Origin of the sequence: Bacteroides fluxus YIT 12057, from assembly GCF_000195635.1 — a bacterium.
Lineage (GTDB): Bacteria > Bacteroidota > Bacteroidia > Bacteroidales > Bacteroidaceae > Bacteroides > Bacteroides fluxus.
This window is the reverse complement of record NZ_GL882673.1, coordinates 26,254-43,619: the sequence shown is the minus strand read 5'-3', so window position 1 is coordinate 43,619 and position 17,366 is coordinate 26,254. Positions and strand designations below refer to the sequence as shown.

Sequence of the window (17,366 nt, the reverse complement as noted above, 5' to 3'; positions counted from 1 at the left end):
CCCTCAGGTTTTTACGTTGACCCTCAAGCGGCCTCTTTATTATTGTTCTGACACCAGGAGATAACAACCTATGTGGTAGTTGGAAACAAATGATACTATGATTGGATAAAATAATGCTGCTTGATTTTATCGAATCTCCCTATCTTTGTGGCAAAATACAAAAATCTACTTACAAAAATAATACGTTCAATGAAAAACAAACTAATTGTTATGGCAATAGTTACTTGCTTGGTATCGTGTGGCGGAAGCCGGAAGGAAGTGTATAAGGATCCTGAAGCTCCAGTAAAGGAGAGGGTGGAGGATCTTCTTGGCAGAATGACTTTGGAGGAGAAAGTAGGCCAGATGAATCAGTTTGTCGGTCTGGAGCATATCAAGGCAAACAGTGCCGTGATGACCGAAGAGGAGTTGAAAAACAATACGGCAAACGCTTTCTATCCCGGTATTACGGACAAAGAGGTAGCTGCATGGACAGAGCAGGGGCTTATAGGGTCTTTTCTTCATGTGCTTACGATTGAAGAGGCGAACTATTTGCAGTCTCTTGCCATGAAGAGCCGTTTGCAGATACCTATTATCTTTGGTATTGATGCCATTCACGGCAATGCCAATGCTCCGGGCAATACGGTATATCCCACAAATATCAATCTGGCTTGTTCTTTTGATACACTGATGGCTTACCGGATAGCCCGTGAGACAGCTAAGGAAATGCGTGCCATGAATATGCATTGGACGTTCAATCCGAATGTGGAAGTAGCCCGTGATGCTCGTTGGGGACGTGTTGGTGAGACATTCGGTGAAGATCCGTATCTGGTGACACGGATGGGAGTGCAGTCCGTCAAGGGGTATCAGGGAAGTCTGGACAGTAAAGAAGATGTATTGGCCTGTATCAAGCACTTTGTAGGCGGTAGTGAGCCTATCAACGGAACGAACGGTTCTCCGGCGGATTTATCCGAACGTACGCTCCGCGAAGTCTTTTTCCCGCCGTTTGAAGCTGGTGTCAAGGCAGGTGCCATGTCATTGATGACAGCACATAATGAACTGAACGGAGTGCCTTGCCACAGCAATGAGTGGCTGATGGCGGATGTGCTTCGCGGCGAGTGGAATTTTCCCGGATTTGTTGTCAGCGACTGGATGGATATTGAGCATACCCATGACCTGCATGCTACGGCGGAGAATCTGAAGGAGGCCTTTTATCAATCCATTATGTCCGGTATGGATATGCACATGCACGGTATCCACTGGAATGAGATGGTAGTGGAGTTAGTGAAGGAAGGCCGTATTCCGGAATCTCGTATAGATGAATCCGTACGTCGTATTCTTGACATCAAATTCCGTCTCGGCCTGTTTGAACAACCATATGCAGATGTGGAAGAGACTATGAAGATCCGTTTGTGTGGCGAACATCGCGCAACAGCCCTTGAGGCAGCACGCAACGGCATCGTACTTCTGAAAAACGAGGGTGTATTGCCGCTGGATCCTTCCAAATATAAAAAGATAATGGTTACGGGAATCAATGCCGATGACCAGAATATTCTCGGTGACTGGAGTGCCCCTGAAAAGGAGGAGAATGTGACAACTATCCTCGAGGGACTGCGGATGATAGCTCCCGATACGCAATTTGATTTCGTTGACCAAGGTTGGGATCCTCGTAATATGGATCCGAAGAAAGTGGATGAGGCGGCTGCCCACGCTAAGAATGCGGATTTGAACATCGTGGTGGCCGGTGAATATATGATGCGCTTCCGTTGGAACGACCGTACTGATGGCGAGGACACGGATCGTAGTGACCTTGATCTCGTAGGCTTGCAGGAAGAATTGATTGAGAAAGTAGCCGCTTCCGGTAAACCGACTGTGCTGGTATTGGTTAACGGACGTCCCTTGAGTGTACGTTGGGCCGCCGAAAACCTGCCGGCGATTGTAGAGGCATGGGCTCCGGGTATGCAGGGTGGACAGGCTGTGGCCGAGATTCTGTATGGTAAGGTTAATCCTTCTGCCAAATTAGCCATAACCATTCCTCACAGTGTGGGACAACTCCAGATGATTTACAACCACAAGCCTTCTCAGTATTTCCATCCATATGTGGCAGGAAAACCAAGTACACCGCTTTATCCGTTTGGATATGGTTTATCCTATACTACTTATAAGTATGAAGACTTGAATTTAGACCGGAAGGAAATCGAGAAGGACGGTAGTGTCGGTGTAAGTGTGAAAGTGACGAATACAGGCAGCCGTGACGGTGTGGAGATTGTCCAGCTCTATATTCGCGATAAGTTCAGTTGCGTTACACGTCCGGTGAAAGAACTGAAAGATTTTGCACGTGTGCCTCTGAAAGCGGGAGAGAGCAGAGTGGTAAACTTCAAGATAACTCCCGATAAACTGGCTTTCTATGATATAAAGATGAAGAAGGTTGTAGAGCCGGGCGAGTTCATCGTGATGGTGGGGGCCTCTTCGGATGATAAGGATTTGTTGAAGGAGACGTTTACGGTAAAATGATGCCTGGGAAAAAGATTGTCGGGAACTAATGTTGCAGTTGCCAAGTCTTGGTGTGGCAATTGTTGAGAGAAGGTATGACGGTTTTATCCTTAAATGTAACACTGGGTATGATTGCGGGATTAAAAAGAATGAGTATATTTGTTGCATGATACTTTTTTGATACAATGCCATGGAAAACAACAGTTGTATAATGAGGGAGATTACTCCTTTGTCCGAACGGGATTGCTTTTATATTGCTGACCGACATAAAACAGAGTTTACCTACCCTATTCATTGTCATGCTGAATACGAACTGAATTTTACCGAACACGCTTCGGGGGTACGTCGTGTAGTGGGGGATTCAGCTGAGATCATAGGAGATTATGATTTGGTGTTGATAACCGGAAAGGAATTGGAGCATGTTTGGGAACAGCATGAATGTGTCTCTAAAGATATCCGTGAAATCACGATTCAATTCTCGTCTGACTTGTTTTTTGGAAGCGTTATCAACAAGAACCAGTTTGATAGTATTCGCCGCATGCTTGAACGTGCGCAATGTGGTCTCTCTTTTCCCATGCAGGCCATTATGCAGGTCTATAACTGGCTTGATAAACTGGCTTCCGAAGAACAGGGATTTTATGCGGTTATGAACTTCTTGAGAATACTCTATGAGTTGTCTTTGTATGACAATGCACAAGTGCTTTCCACTTCTTCTTTTGCAAAGATAGAAGTATTTTCTGATAGTAGGCGGGTACAGAAAGTCCAAAAATATATTGCCGATCATTATCAGGAAGATATCCGTTTGGGCTTTTTGGCTGATATGGTGGGGATGACACCGGTTTCTTTCAGCCGGTTCTTCCGCTTGCGTACCGGCAAGACGCTTTCTGATTATATCATTGATATCCGTTTGGGATTTGCTACCCGTCTGCTGGTTGATTCCACTCGTACGATTGCTGAAGTTTGTTATGATTGTGGGTTCAATAATCTTTCTAACTTTAACCGGATATTTAAACGAAAGAAGGATTGCTCTCCAAAGGAATTTCGTGAAAACTACAGGAAGAAGAAGATTGTGATATGATAATATAGTATCAGTATTCTTCGTTTAAAGTAATCGGCTTTTTAGTTGGTGAATAGTTTGTTGCTTGTTATCAGAAAAAGATTTGCCTTGTTTTATGTTTGTCGGCTGTTTTGACATAACTCTGGGCTTGTAGAACCCGTATCTTTTCCGGTTTTCTAAATAGATTCCCGATTATAGTACATGTAATTCAATTGTAATCATGTGTTAGGCTTTATTTGTCAATGATGAGTAAAGTATTTCTAATGGAATAAGCTACTGCGGCTGTTGATGAGGCTGTGACTTTATTGCAGTGAATGCTTGCTCTTTTTTTCTTCTGTTGTTTTATATAGTAAAGGGATAAAATAGTATCATTATCACTTGGTGCAATCAGCTATCTTTGTGCCAGAAAATAATCTTATGTCCAGGCATCATGATAATATGTATATAATGATGTGTGGAATGCAGAACATGGCTGTTGTGAAACCTATTTTAATTATGGCAACTCAAAAAGCACCCTTCGCAACAGATGTAAATTTAAGTAACAAACATAATAATATGGAAATCTTTAAAGAGAAGGTAGAAAGGCTCTTTCAAAAACACGAAGAGTTAATTACGAGAAAGAATGTGGCAATAGAAGAAGGAAATGGTATATTTACACGCTATAAATATCCGGTGGTGACAGCAGCTCATACACCTGTATTTTGGCGTTACGACCTGGATGAAGACTCTAATCCTTATTTGATGGAACGTATCGGTATCAATGCGACAATGAATTCCGGTGCCATCAAATGGAATGGTAAATATTTGCTGATGGTACGTGTAGAGGGGGCTGACCGTAAGTCATTTTTTGCAGTTGCAGAAAGTCCCAACGGTATAGATAATTTTCGTTTCTGGGATTATCCCGTAGCAATGCCCGAAGATGTGATACCTGCTACTAATGTTTATGACATGCGGCTTACTGCTCATGAAGATGGTTGGATTTATGGTATCTTCTGTGCGGAACGCCATGATGACAATGCACCTGCCGGAGATTTGTCTTCCGCTACGGCTACAGCTGCTATTGCGCGTACCAAGGACCTGAAAAACTGGGAACGTCTGCCGGATTTGAAGACTGAAAGCCAGCAGCGCAACGTGGTGTTGCATCCTGAGTTCGTAAATGGGAAGTATGCGCTTTATACTCGTCCGCAAGACGGGTTTATTGATGCCGGAAGTGGTGGCGGTATCGGTTGGGCACTGGTAGATGACATGACACATGCTGAAGTAAAGGAAGAAACCATCATTGACCGGCGCTATTATCATACAATCAAGGAAGTGAAGAATGGGGAGGGTCCTCACCCTATCAAGACGTCAAAAGGTTGGTTGCATCTGGCGCATGGGGTCCGCGGCTGTGCTGCCGGATTGCGTTATGTACTCTATATGTATATGACCTCTTTGAAAGATCCCGCCAGGTTAATCGCTGCTCCTGCCGGTGCTTTCATGGTGCCTGAAGGTGAAGAACGTGTCGGTGACGTGAGCAATGTACTCTTTACCAACGGTTGGATTGCTGATGAAGATGGGACGGTTTTCATCTATTATGCTTCTTCCGATACACGGATGCATGTAGCGACTTCCACCATTGATAAGTTGGTGGATTATTGTATGCATACACCTGTGGATGGGTTATGTTCATGCGCTTCTGTGGAAACGCTCAAAAAAATGATAGACAAGAATCTGAAAATAATGAGATAACGAATGTGCGAAAGAACGGAAATAGTGTGTCCCTTTCATTCTTTTACTACTAATCATTAATATGCACAGCATGCTATGGCAACATTGAAAGAAAAAGTCGGTTATGGTTTCGGGGATATGTCTTCCTCTATGTTCTGGAAGATATTTTCCTATTATCTGCCGTTCTTTTATTCGAATATATTTGGACTAAGTCTGGCTGACGCCGGACTGCTGATGTTGGTAACTCGTATTTGGGATGCACTGTCTGATCCTATGATGGGGGTTATTGCAGACCGCACCCATACTCGTTGGGGGAAGTACCGCCCTTATCTGTTGTGGATTGCGGCTCCTTTTGCAGTGGCGGGAATTTTGCTCTTTACGACTCCCGATATGGAAGAAACGGGTAAGCTTATCTGGGCTTATACCACTTATATATTGATGATGACGGTATATACAGCTATCAATGTGCCATACGGGGCTATGTTGGGGGTAATGACAGATGATTCGAATACAAAAACTGTTTTTTCCTCCTACCGTATGTTTTTCGCATACGGCGGTAGCTTTATTGCTTTGGGTGCATGGGAACCGTTGTGTAATTGGTTCAAGTCAATGGGACATAATAACCCGGAAAGCTGGCAGTATGCAATGATAGTCATCGCTATATTTTGCTTTTCAGGCTTCCTGCTCTGCTTCAGTATGACTTGCGAGCATGTTAAGAGTGCGGCTGCCGAGTCGATAGGCAAGGACATCAAGTCGCTTGTTTGCAATGTACCCTGGTGGATATTGAATGGTGCGGCCTTGCTCTCCAATTTGTTTAGTACGGTACGTGGCGCTACAGCGGCTTATTTTTTTAAGGATTATATCAGTGAAAATGCTTTTCTTGATTTCGGTGTCTTCCACATTTTATTATATGCGGGATTATTCCTCATGGTAGGGGAGGTTTGCAATATGATTGGCGTGGCATTGGCTGTCCCTCTTTCTCTGAGGCTCGGCAAGAAATCAACTTATATTTTGTCATTGGTTTGCCTGGCCATATTTAGCGTACTTTTCTTCTTTGTCCCGAATGATAGCCTGGGATGGTGGTTGATGATGATTTTCCAAATCTTGATTTCCGTTTGCACAGGGATTGTGTCCCCGCTTATCTGGAGCATGTATGCTGATGTGGCAGATTATGCAGAGCAGAAAGACGGTTCCTCGTCCACCGGTCTGATTTTCTCTTCGGGTTCAATGGCACAGAAATTTGGAGGGGCATTTGCCGGTTGGGCTGTAATGGCCTTATTGGCTTGTTTTGGCTATAACACTGCTGAAAATGCGGTGCAGACACCTGAAGCTCTGGATGGGTTGAAATACTTGATGAGCTTTATTCCTGCCATGATAGCTGTAGTTTCTATTTTGATTTTACTCATTTATCCGCTGAACAAGTCCCGGATGGCAGCTATCAGTGCTGATTTGAAAGAAAAGCGTACTGTCCTTGATTGATAAAAATCGTTAGATATTATGGATATAAATAGGATGAGGAAAGAAATGGAAGAGGAGTTGGTTACTGATATCCTTCCATTCTGGATCAAAAAAATGACGGATACGGCCAATGGGGGCTTTTATGGACGCATCACTGGCCGGGAAATCCTGATACCGGAAGCCGAAAAAGGAGCCGTATTGAATGCACGTATCCTGTGGACATTTTCATCTGCGTACCGTATTTTGAAAAAGGATGAATATCTTGTTACAGCGACGCGGGCAAAACGGGTTATCATTGATGATTTTTATGATAAAGAGTATGGTGGTGTCTTTTGGTCGCTTGACTGTAAAGGGAGGCCTCTGGATACGAAAAAGCAAATCTATGCTTTGGGATTTGCCATCTACGGCTTGAGCGAGTATTATCGGGCTACGGGTGATGAAGAAGCGTTGGACTATGCCATCCGCCTTTTTGAAAGCATTGAGGAACATAGTTTTGATTCTGTGAAGAACGGTTATTGTGAAGCTCTGACTCGTGAATGGGGAGAGATTGCGGATATGCGCTTGAGTGACAAGGATGAAAATGAACGCAAGACGATGAATACTCATCTGCATATTCTGGAACCTTATACAAATCTGTTCAGAGTTTGGAAAGACCAACGCTTGAAAGGTCAACTCCGTAATTTGATTGGAATCTTTACGGACAAGATTCTGAATATGAAAACGGGACATTTGGAATTGTTTTTTAATGATGATTGGGTTAGCAAGTACCGCATTGTTTCCTATGGACATGACATTGAAGCTTCTTGGTTGATACATGAGGCTGCTCTAGTCTTAGGAGACAGGACTGTATTGGAAAAAATAGAACCTCTGGTAGAATATATTGCCGCAGCATCTGATGAAGGTCTTGCTCCTGACGGAAGTCTGATTTACGAAACGTTTCCGGGTAAAGATAAGACCGATACGGAACGTCATTGGTGGGTACAGGCGGAGAATGTGGTAGGGCATGCCAATCTTTATCAGTATTTCGGTGATGAGGTAGCCATGCGGAAGGCTCTCCGTTGCTGGGAGTTTATCAAGCGGCATCTGATAGATTATAAGAATGGAGAATGGTATTGGAGTGTGCGCAGTGACGGTAGTATAAACACGGCCGATGACAAAGCCGGTTTCTGGAAATGCCCCTATCACAACGGGCGTATGTGTATGGAGATTATTGAACGTTTCTCATAAGTTTCTTTATGGCTGTCCAAAGTTCATCTTACTGAGTCTGGATCTTCATGCATTCATACTGCCTCATTAAATTCAAAATGGCTCATTATTCATTTATAAAAGTTCAAAAGGCGTACCGCAGATTTCTATGAAAACATTTATATTTGCGGTCTCCTGTTTTTACCTTTTACCACTTTAAACTTATAATGGAATATGAGTAAGATACTGATCATTGATGATGAAGTACAAATTCGTACTTTGCTGTCGCGTATGATGGAGCTGGAAGGCTATGAGGTGTGTCAGGCCGGTGATTGCAGATCGGCCTTAAAGCAGTTGGAGATCCAGAACCCAGATGTGGTGTTGTGCGATGTTTTTCTTCCGGACGGGAATGGTGTAGATTTGGTATTGGCAATTAAAAAAGCAACCCCCAATGCAGAAGTTATTCTGTTGACGGCACACGGCAATATCCCTGATGGGGTACAAGCCATTAAAAACGGGGCTTTTGACTATATAACAAAGGGAGACGACAATAATAAGATTATTCCTTTGATAAGCCGTGCGGTAGAGAAAGCACGTATGAACGTGCGGTTGGAGAAACTGGAGAGAAAGATAGGGCTCACTTATTCTTTTGACTCTATTTTGGGAGAATCCAATGCCTTGAAGAAGGCCGTTTCATTGGCTCGAAAGGTAGCAGGTACGGAGGTGCCTGTATTACTGACAGGAGAGACAGGGACCGGAAAGGAAGTTTTTGCCCAGGCTATTCATTATAATAGTAAACGTTCCAAGCAGAATTTTGTAGCGGTAAACTGCTCTTCGTTCAGTAAGGAGTTGCTGGAGAGTGAAATGTTCGGTCATAAGGCCGGTTCGTTTACCGGTGCATTGAAAGACAAGAAGGGTTTGTTTGAAGAAGCGAACAATGGAACAATTTTCCTTGATGAAATAGGTGAGATGGCGTTTGAACTGCAAGCTAAGCTGTTGCGTATCCTTGAAACAGGTGAATATATTAAAATAGGAGATACAAAACCTACCCGTGTCAATGTTCGTATTATTGCTGCAACGAACCGTAATCTGCCTCAGGAGATTGTTTCCGGCCATTTCCGGGAAGACTTGTTTTATAGATTGAGTGTATTCCAGATACATCTGCCGCCATTGCGTGAACGTGCAGGTGATATACGGCTGCTGGCAAGAGCGTTTATAAAGAACTTTTCCGAGCAATTGGCGTATCCGGTAACGGAGGTTACTCCTGCTTTTCTTGAAGCACTGGATACACAATTATGGAAAGGGAATATCCGTGAGTTGCGTAATGTGATAGAACGTAGTATGATTGTTTGTGAGAGTGGGCATTTGGACATTTCCGATTTGCCGCTTGAAATTCAGAATGTTCATTATGAGAATTCCAGTGAGTCTATTCCTGACAGTTTTGAACTATCGGCTATGGAACGACGGCACATAGCTCGTGTACTGGAGTATACTAAAGGTAATAAGACAGAAGCAGCCCGGTTATTGAAAATAGGGTTGACGACGTTGTACCGGAAGATTGAGGAATACAAGATTTAGGGGCTCTATAACTTCATGAAGAATGAACTTTTAAGTATTTTTCATCAAACAGATTCTTGATTCCCAGATAAAATGGAACTTTGATTTTATCCCTTCTCAGAACGCTTTCTATAATGGGGGGAATCTCAATATACGACTGAGGATATCTTTGTATAGGACTGAGATACCCTCGATATAGGATCGTGGTGGGATTATTCCTGAAGAAAGGTTGGGAAGCATAAGTAACTACAGATCTTTTGTCGGGATAAATTAAAAATACATACCTTTTCAAAACAGGTTACACCTTTTCATTCTGAAAGGGTGTAACCTGTTTCTTCTTATACCTGTTTGATGTATATGTTATTGATAATTAATAAGATAATGTCTGCTTCTTTGCTCTGGCACACATTTAGTATATTCCCGGCAGACAAAAATATATAGTAATATTTTAAAAGGTAAAAACATGGGAATAACAGTATCATTTATTTTTTGCCTCTTGAGCGGCTTGTTCGCTTTCTGGCTTTTCTGGAAATGTGTAGATTGGTTTGAGAAGATTTAAAAGAGAGAATTATGTACACAGTTTTATTTGTATTAGGTATTGTGATGTTCGGGTATCTGACTTATGTACTGATAAGACCCGAAAAGTTTTAATGAATGGAGAGTGGATAAATGAACACTGAGATTTTAGGAATAGCCTTGCAGATTGTTCTGCTGATTGTGATATCCTATCCCTTAGGAAAGTATATTGCCAAGGTTTACAAAGGTGAAAAGACATGGTCGGATTTCATGAAGCCGGTCGAGAGATTGATTTATAAAGTAGCCGGAGTCAATCCGGAGGAAGAGATGAACTGGAAGCAGTTCTTGAAAGCCCTGCTGATCCTGAATGCCTTTTGGTTTGTATGGGGCATGGTGCTGCTTTGTACGCAGCAGTGGTTACCATTGAATCCGGATGGAAACGTCAACCAGACACCGGACTTGGCATTCAACACATGTATCAGTTTTATGGTCAATTGTAACTTGCAGCATTATTCCGGTGAAAGCGGACTGACCTATTTTACACAATTGTTTGTTATCATGCTGTTTCAGTTCATTACCGCCGCTACCGGTATGGCAGCTATGGCAGGTGTCATGAAGGGTATGGCTGCAAAATCTACGAAGACTATCGGTAACTTCTGGAAGTTCTTGGTTTTGAGTTGTACACGTGTATTGTTGCCGCTTTCATTGGTTGTAGGTTTCATTCTTATAGTACAAGGTACTCCGATGGGATTTGAAGGCAAGATGGAAGTTCAGACGATGGAAGGACAGACCCAGTTGGTTTCACAAGGCCCTACGGCAGCCATTGTCCCTATCAAACAGTTGGGTACAAACGGTGGCGGTTATTTTGGATGTAACTCTTCACACCCATTGGAAAATCCTACTTACTTGACGGATATTGTAGAGTGCTGGTCTATTTTGATTATCCCTATGGCAATGATTCTTGCACTTGGCTTTTATACCAAACGCAGAAAGATGGCTTACTCCATTTATGGTGTAATGCTGTTTGCTTTCCTTGTCGGTGTGTGCATCAACGTTTCACAAGAGATGGGAGGTAATCCACGCATTGATGAGATGGGCATTGCCCAAGACAATGGAGCAATGGAAGGCAAGGAAGTTCGTTTGGGGGCTGCTGCTACTGCTCTTTGGAGCATTGTGACTACAGTTACTTCCAACGGCTCAGTGAATGGTATGCATGACTCGACAATGCCTCTTTCCGGTATGATGGAAATGCTGAACATGCAGATTAATACGTGGTTTGGCGGCGTGGGTGTAGGTTTTATGAACTATTATACATTCATCATCATCACCGTATTCATCAGCGGGCTGATGGTGGGGCGTACTCCGGAGTTCCTCGGTAAGAAGGTGGAAGCACGTGAAATGAAGATTGCTACCATTGTGGCACTGCTTCATCCGCTTATTATTTTGGGTGGTGTGGCACTTTCTTGCTTCCTGTTTGCACATTATCCGGAATTTGTGGCAGGTGAAGGGGGATGGTTGAATAACCCTAGTTTCCATGGGCTGAGTGAACAGCTTTATGAATATACTTCAGCAGCGGCCAATAACGGTTCAGGCTTCGAAGGATTGGGTGACAACACTTACTTCTGGAACTATACTACCGGTTGGGCACTGATTTTGGGACGTTTCCTGCCTATCGTAGGTCAGGTGGCCATTGCAGGTCTATTAGCTGGAAAAAAATATATTCCGGAGAGCGCCGGTACGCTGAAGACAGATACAGTTACTTTCGGTGTGATGACTTTTGCTGTCATCTTTATCGTGGCTGCCTTGTCATTCTTTCCGGCACACGCATTGAGTACAATTGCTGAGCATTTCAGTTTGTAATTAGTCATTTATAATTGGTAATTCTTTTAGGTATGAAAGATAATAAATCAGCTTCTCTGTTTCAGAAGGAGCAAGTTATTGAAAGTTTGAAGCAATCATTCGTGAAGCTGAATCCACGGGTGATGATAAAGAATCCGATTATGTTTACGGTGGAAGTTGTGACGGCTGTTATGCTGATTGTTTGCTTCCTTTCATTGGGCACTTCGGAATATGGATCATTTGGATATAATTTCTTGGTATTCATCATCTTGTTTGTAACGTTGCTGTTTGCCAATTTTGCAGAAGCCATTGCTGAAGCACGTGGCAAGGCTCAGGCTGATAGTTTGCGCAAAACTCGTGAAGAGACTCCGGCTAAAGTTTTGGCCGACGGCAAAATCCGTACCGTTAGCAGTTCACGTCTGAAGAAAGGCGATTATTTTATTTGTGAAGCGGGAGATACGATTCCTGCCGACGGGGAGATTGTGGAAGGCTTGGCTTCCATTGACGAAAGTGCCATTACCGGTGAATCTGCTCCGGTCATCCGTGAGGCCGGTGGTGACAAGAGTTCTGTAACTGGCGGAACAAAAGTTCTTTCTGATAGAATCAAGGTACTGGTGACACAACAACCGGGAGAGAGTTTTCTTGACAAGATGATTGCTTTGGTAGAAGGTGCTACTCGCCAGAAGACTCCGAACGAGATAGCATTGACTATTCTTCTGGCTGGTTTCACCTTGGTATTCGTAATTGTCTGTGTGACGTTGATTCCTATGGCCGACTATACGAATATCGACCATCCGGGAACTTATATCTCCATTGCAGCCATTATTTCTCTGTTTGTCTGTCTGATTCCAACTACTATCGGGGGATTGCTTTCTGCAATCGGCATTGCAGGGATGGATCGTGCTTTGCGTGCTAATGTAATCACAAAGTCAGGTAAGGCTGTAGAAACAGCCGGTGATATTGATACCTTATTGTTGGATAAGACCGGTACCATTACCATCGGTAACCGTAAAGCCACTAAGTTTTATCCGGTTGCGGGTGTTGACGGGAATTTGTTCGTAGAGGCTTGCTTGCTGTCTTCGCTTTCTGATGAGACTCCGGAAGGTAAGTCCATCATTGAGCTGGGACGCGAAAACGGCCATCGTATGCGTGATTTGAATACTACCGGTGCGCGTATGATTAAGTTTACAGCTGAAACCAAATGTTCGGGTGTGGATTTGCAGGATGGTACTCAAATACGTAAAGGTGCATTCGACGCTATTCGTAAGATTGTGGAGAGTGCCGGGAACATGTTCCCGAAAGAGATTGAAGAGGTGATTGCCGTAATTACCGGCAACGGTGGTACTCCACTGGTAGTATGTGTCAATCAGAAGGTTACCGGTGTAATTGAGTTGCAGGATATTATCAAACCGGGTATTCAGGAACGTTTTGAACGTCTTCGCAAGATGGGTGTAAAAACTGTGATGGTAACCGGTGACAATCCGCTGACTGCCAAATATATCGCAGAAAAAGCTGGAGTAGATGATTTTATCGCAGAAGCCAAACCGGAAGACAAGATGGAATATATCAAAAAGGAGCAGCAGGCCGGTAAACTAGTAGCTATGATGGGTGACGGTACAAACGATGCTCCTGCCCTTGCACAAGCTAATGTGGGTGTGGCTATGAACAGTGGTACGCAGGCGGCTAAGGAAGCCGGTAACATGGTGGACTTGGATAACGATCCGACAAAACTAATTGAAATAGTGGAGATTGGTAAGCAATTGTTGATGACACGCGGTACGTTGACTACCTTTTCCATTGCGAACGATGTTGCCAAGTACTTTGCGATCATTCCTGCTTTGTTTATGGTAGCCATCCCTCAGTTGGCTCCTTTGAACATTATGGGATTGCATAGCCCTGAAACGGCCATCCTTTCGGCTGTCATATTCAACGCTATCATCATTCCTGTCTTGATTCCGTTGGCTTTGAAAGGTGTTCAGTATAAGCCGATCGGTGCCAGTGCACTGCTTCGTCGCAATCTGTTGATTTATGGTGTGGGTGGCGTCATTGCTCCGTTTGTCGGCATCAAACTGATAGATATGATAGTTAGTCTGTTTTTTTAAAACTTAGATAAAATGAAAACTCTTTGGAAATCATTTAAAATAACAATTGCATTTTGCCTGTTTTTCTCTTTGTTCTATATCCTTGTCTTGTGGATATTTGCACAGTTCGCCGGTCCCAACAGGGGAAATGCAGAGGTGGCAACCCTCAATGGTAAAGTGGTAGGTGCTGCCAATGTGGGCCAGATGTTTACGCAAGATATTTATTTCTGGGGACGCCCGTCTGCGGGTGATTATACAGCCGATGCTTCGGGGGGCAGTAACAAGGGGCCTACGAACGATGAATATCTGGCAGAAGTGGAAGCCCGTATCGATACTTTTCTGGTACATCATCCTTATCTGAGCCGCAAGGATGTGCCTGCTGAAATGGTAACCGCCAGTGGCTCTGGTCTGGACCCACATATCACGCCTGCTTGTGCTTATGTACAAGTGAAACGTGTGGCTCAGGCACGTGGCATGAACGAGGCTGAAGTGAAAGCCATTGTAGATAAGAACATCAGCAAACCCTTTCTTGGATTGTTTGGTACGGAAACCGTAAATGTATTGGAACTGAACATCGCTTTGGAAGAAGCCAATCAGAATAGGTAATTTTTTAGTTGTATTTGGTGCTACCTTAAGGCCATGATTTATTTAGATATAATTGTAGAACTCATGAATTAATGTTGGATATCCGTGGCGGTCGTGATGACCGTTACGGGTTATGTAGCATATATAACAACAAATAAAAAACAGAAGAAATGGGTAGGGAAGAAAGCGTACAACACTTTCTCGATTTGATTAAAAAGTCGCGGCGTGGCAAGTTCAAGGTCTACATCGGCATGATTGCCGGTGTAGGTAAATCTTATCGTATGCTTCAGGAAGCACACGAGTTGCTTGACAATGGGGTAGACGTGAAGATAGGCTATATAGAGACCCATGGGCGTGCCGGTACGGATGCCATGTTGGAAGGATTGCCTGTTATTCCTCGTCGCAAGATATTCTATAAAGGGAAAGAACTGGAAGAAATGGATTTGGATGCCATTATTCAGATACACCCTGAAATAGTAGTGGTGGATGAACTGGCACATACCAATGTGGAAGGTAGCCGGAATGAGAAACGCTGGCAGGATGTGATGGATTTGCTTGACGAAGGTATCAATGTGATTTCCGCTGTCAACATCCAGCACATTGAGAGTGTCAATGAAGAAGTACAAGGCATTTCGGGTATTGAGGTGAAGGAGCGTATTCCCGATAGCGTTTTGCAAGAGGCAGATGAGGTAGTGAATATTGACTTGACTGCGGAAGAATTGATTGCCAGGCTGAAAGCCGGCAAAATTTATAAGCCGGAGAAAGTTCTTACTGCTTTGAATAATTTCTTCAAAACGGAAAATATTCTCCAATTGCGTGAACTGGCCTTGAAAGAGGTGGCTTTACGGGTAGAAAAGAAAGTGGAGAATGAAGTGGTTACCAGTGTGGGAGTCCGTCATGAGAGGTTTCTGGCATGTATCAGCAGCAACGAGAAAACACCACGCCGTATCATTCGTAAAGCTGCGCGTCTGGCAACCCGTTACAATACTTCGTTCGTTGCCCTTTATGTACAGACCCCTAGGGAAAGTGCCGACCGTATCGGACTGGCAAACCAAAGATATTTGTTGAACCACTTCAAATTGGTGACCGAACTGGGGGGGGAGGTTGTTCAGGTACAATCACCGGATGTGTTGGGAAGCATTGTTGATACTTGTAGGGAGAAACAGATAACAACCGTCTGCATGGGAAGTCCGTCACTTTCTTTCCCGAAATCATTGTTTATGATATTGAAATACCGAAAATTTGTGCGTGATTTGGCACAAATAAATATAGATTTGATTATACTTGCATAATATTAATTCTTAGGGACATTATGAATATTCGTACAAAATTGATACTCAGCGTAGGGGTATTGGCTGGAATGATTATTTTGCTGGTTGCTCTTTCTGTGGTGAATCTACAGATACTGACGGCTACGGAGCCGGATAGTCCTGCTGCTGTACCGGGATTGCAACGTGCGTTGCTCTGGATTTCTGTGATAGGTGGAGTATGTATTTTTGCCAGTATCATATTGTTGGTATGGCTTCCCCGTTCTATCAGCAAACCTATTCAAGAACTGACACGTGGGATTCTTGAAATAGCGAACCATAATTATGAGAAACGTCTGGATATGAGTGGACACGAGGAATTTCGTGAAGTGGCTGATGGTTTTAATCGGATGGCGGAACGACTGACGGAGTATCGAGCCAGTACGCTGAACGACATACTTTCTGCTAAGAAATTTCTTGAAGCTATTGTGAATAGTATTGATGAGCCTATTATTGGTTTGAACCGTAATAGGGAAATTCTCTTTATTAATAATGAGGCTTTAACTGTGCTGAATTTGAAACGGGAGGAGGTAATTCGCCGTTCGGCTGAGGAACTTTCTTTAAAGAATGATTTGCTTCGCCGTTTAGTTCGTGAATTGGTAAATCCGGGTGAAAAGAAAGAACCGTTGAAGATTTATGCAGACAATAAGGAGAGTTACTTTAAAGCTTCTTACATTACCATTATAAATACAGAGGCTGATGATGACGAACCTCATAATCTTGGTGATGTGATTTTACTGAAAAATATTACAGAATTCAAAGAATTGGATAGTGCCAAGACTACTTTTATTTCGACTATTTCTCATGAGCTGAAAACGCCTATATCCGCAATCTTGATGAGTCTGCAGTTGTTGGAGGACAAACGGGTAGGGGCGTTGAACGATGAGCAGGAGCAATTGTCAAACAGCATTAAGGAAAATGCTGATCGACTTCTTGGAATTACCGGAGAACTACTGAACATGACGCAGGTAGAAGCCGGTAAACTGCAGATGATGCCTAAGATAACGAAGCCCATTGAGCTGATAGAGTATGCCATCAAGGCCAATCAGGTACAAGCTGATAAATTCGGTATTCAGATAGAAGTGGAGTATCCGGAAGAAAAAATGCCTAAATTGTTTGTCGACAGTGAAAAGATTGCTTGGGTACTCACTAATTTGTTGAGCAATGCTATCCGCTATTCCAAAGAGAACGGGAGGGTCGTTATCGGCGCCAAGCATGACGGGGATTTTGTGGAAATGTATGTGCAGGACTTTGGGAAAGGTATTGATCCGCGTTATCATCAAAGTATTTTTGACCGCTATTTTCGTGTCCCTGGTACGAAAGTACAGGGAAGCGGTCTAGGGTTGTCTATTTCTAAGGACTTTGTAGAAGCACATGGTGGTACACTTACTGTTCAGAGTGAATTAGGTAAGGGGAGCCGTTTTATACTTCGGTTGAAGGCATAAATGGGAATCAGGGCCATGGCTTTTGGAGAATAAAAAGACTGTATGATTTTGTAAAATAGAGATTTATACAAGATTTGTACACGAATTTGGCAGAAATGAGGACATTCATGTTGAGAGTCGTTGCTGTGTTTGTTTCTGCCTAATTCGTCTTTCATACACT

General features: G+C 43.4%; 12 protein-coding genes. All 12 read left to right on the top strand.

What is annotated here, in order from left to right:
- The first annotated feature begins 210 nt into the window (after positions 1-210).
- The 12 genes from HMPREF9446_RS12560 to HMPREF9446_RS12510 all read left to right on the top strand — a co-directional run bounded on the left by HMPREF9446_RS12560 (position 211) and on the right by HMPREF9446_RS12510 (position 17,206).
- Complete coding sequence (locus HMPREF9446_RS12560; RefSeq protein WP_245532277.1) at positions 211-2,490, top strand: glycoside hydrolase family 3 N-terminal domain-containing protein; 2,280 nt, start codon at positions 211-213, stop codon at positions 2,488-2,490.
- Positions 2,491-2,659: 169 nt separating this feature from the next.
- Positions 2,660-3,547: a helix-turn-helix domain-containing protein gene (locus HMPREF9446_RS12555; RefSeq protein WP_009126055.1), complete on the top strand. Its 888-nt coding sequence runs from the start codon at positions 2,660-2,662 to the stop codon at positions 3,545-3,547.
- Between the two features lie 534 nt (positions 3,548-4,081).
- Entirely contained in the window at positions 4,082-5,254 is a 1,173-nt protein-coding gene (locus HMPREF9446_RS12550; protein WP_039969443.1) for a glycoside hydrolase family 130 protein, read from the top strand.
- Between the two features lie 75 nt (positions 5,255-5,329).
- A complete protein-coding gene (locus HMPREF9446_RS12545; RefSeq protein ID WP_009126053.1) occupies positions 5,330-6,712 on the top strand; it encodes an MFS transporter in 1,383 nt (460 codons plus the stop codon).
- An 18-nt stretch (positions 6,713-6,730) separates the two neighbouring features.
- On the top strand, positions 6,731-7,918 hold the full coding sequence (locus tag HMPREF9446_RS12540) for an AGE family epimerase/isomerase (protein WP_009126052.1): 1,188 nt from the start codon (positions 6,731-6,733) through the stop codon (positions 7,916-7,918).
- A 192-nt stretch (positions 7,919-8,110) separates the two neighbouring features.
- Positions 8,111-9,454 carry a sigma-54-dependent transcriptional regulator gene (locus HMPREF9446_RS12535; protein ID WP_009126051.1) on the top strand — a complete coding sequence of 448 codons (1,344 nt, stop codon included), beginning with the start codon at positions 8,111-8,113 and terminating at the stop codon, positions 9,452-9,454.
- A gap of 549 nt (positions 9,455-10,003) precedes the next feature.
- Positions 10,004-10,084, top strand: a complete 81-nt coding sequence (gene kdpF, locus HMPREF9446_RS19475; protein WP_087943576.1) for a K(+)-transporting ATPase subunit F — start codon at positions 10,004-10,006, stop codon at positions 10,082-10,084.
- 18 nt (positions 10,085-10,102) lie between these two features.
- On the top strand, positions 10,103-11,809 hold the full coding sequence (gene kdpA, locus HMPREF9446_RS12530) for a potassium-transporting ATPase subunit KdpA (RefSeq protein WP_009126050.1): 1,707 nt from the start codon (positions 10,103-10,105) through the stop codon (positions 11,807-11,809).
- A gap of 32 nt (positions 11,810-11,841) precedes the next feature.
- Positions 11,842-13,890, top strand: coding sequence for a potassium-transporting ATPase subunit KdpB (kdpB, locus tag HMPREF9446_RS12525; protein ID WP_009126049.1), 2,049 nt, complete (start codon positions 11,842-11,844; stop codon positions 13,888-13,890).
- A gap of 12 nt (positions 13,891-13,902) precedes the next feature.
- Complete coding sequence (locus tag HMPREF9446_RS12520) at positions 13,903-14,475, top strand: K(+)-transporting ATPase subunit C (RefSeq protein WP_009126048.1); 573 nt, start codon at positions 13,903-13,905, stop codon at positions 14,473-14,475.
- Positions 14,476-14,624: 149 nt separating this feature from the next.
- A complete protein-coding gene (locus HMPREF9446_RS12515; protein WP_009126047.1) occupies positions 14,625-15,746 on the top strand; it encodes a sensor protein KdpD in 1,122 nt (373 codons plus the stop codon).
- A gap of 20 nt (positions 15,747-15,766) precedes the next feature.
- Positions 15,767-17,206, top strand: coding sequence for a sensor histidine kinase (locus HMPREF9446_RS12510; protein ID WP_009126046.1), 1,440 nt, complete (start codon positions 15,767-15,769; stop codon positions 17,204-17,206).
- Positions 17,207-17,366 lie beyond the last annotated feature (160 nt).

What these genes read in the sequence shown, in the direction of transcription:
- HMPREF9446_RS12510 (WP_009126046.1), top strand. Translation starts at nt 15,767, where the DNA reads ATGAATATTCGTACAAAATTGATACTCAGCGTAGGGGTATTGGCTGGA.
- kdpF (WP_087943576.1), top strand. Translation starts at nt 10,004, where the DNA reads ATGTACACAGTTTTATTTGTATTAGGTATTGTGATGTTCGGGTATCTG.
- HMPREF9446_RS12535 (WP_009126051.1), top strand. Translation starts at nt 8,111, where the DNA reads ATGAGTAAGATACTGATCATTGATGATGAAGTACAAATTCGTACTTTG.
- HMPREF9446_RS12560 (WP_245532277.1), top strand. Translation starts at nt 211, where the DNA reads ATGGCAATAGTTACTTGCTTGGTATCGTGTGGCGGAAGCCGGAAGGAA.
- HMPREF9446_RS12555 (WP_009126055.1), top strand. Translation starts at nt 2,660, where the DNA reads ATGGAAAACAACAGTTGTATAATGAGGGAGATTACTCCTTTGTCCGAA.
- HMPREF9446_RS12550 (WP_039969443.1), top strand. Translation starts at nt 4,082, where the DNA reads ATGGAAATCTTTAAAGAGAAGGTAGAAAGGCTCTTTCAAAAACACGAA.
- kdpB (WP_009126049.1), top strand. Translation starts at nt 11,842, where the DNA reads ATGAAAGATAATAAATCAGCTTCTCTGTTTCAGAAGGAGCAAGTTATT.
- HMPREF9446_RS12540 (WP_009126052.1), top strand. Translation starts at nt 6,731, where the DNA reads ATGGATATAAATAGGATGAGGAAAGAAATGGAAGAGGAGTTGGTTACT.
- HMPREF9446_RS12515 (WP_009126047.1), top strand. Translation starts at nt 14,625, where the DNA reads ATGGGTAGGGAAGAAAGCGTACAACACTTTCTCGATTTGATTAAAAAG.
- HMPREF9446_RS12545 (WP_009126053.1), top strand. Translation starts at nt 5,330, where the DNA reads ATGGCAACATTGAAAGAAAAAGTCGGTTATGGTTTCGGGGATATGTCT.
- HMPREF9446_RS12520 (WP_009126048.1), top strand. Translation starts at nt 13,903, where the DNA reads ATGAAAACTCTTTGGAAATCATTTAAAATAACAATTGCATTTTGCCTG.
- kdpA (WP_009126050.1), top strand. Translation starts at nt 10,103, where the DNA reads ATGAACACTGAGATTTTAGGAATAGCCTTGCAGATTGTTCTGCTGATT.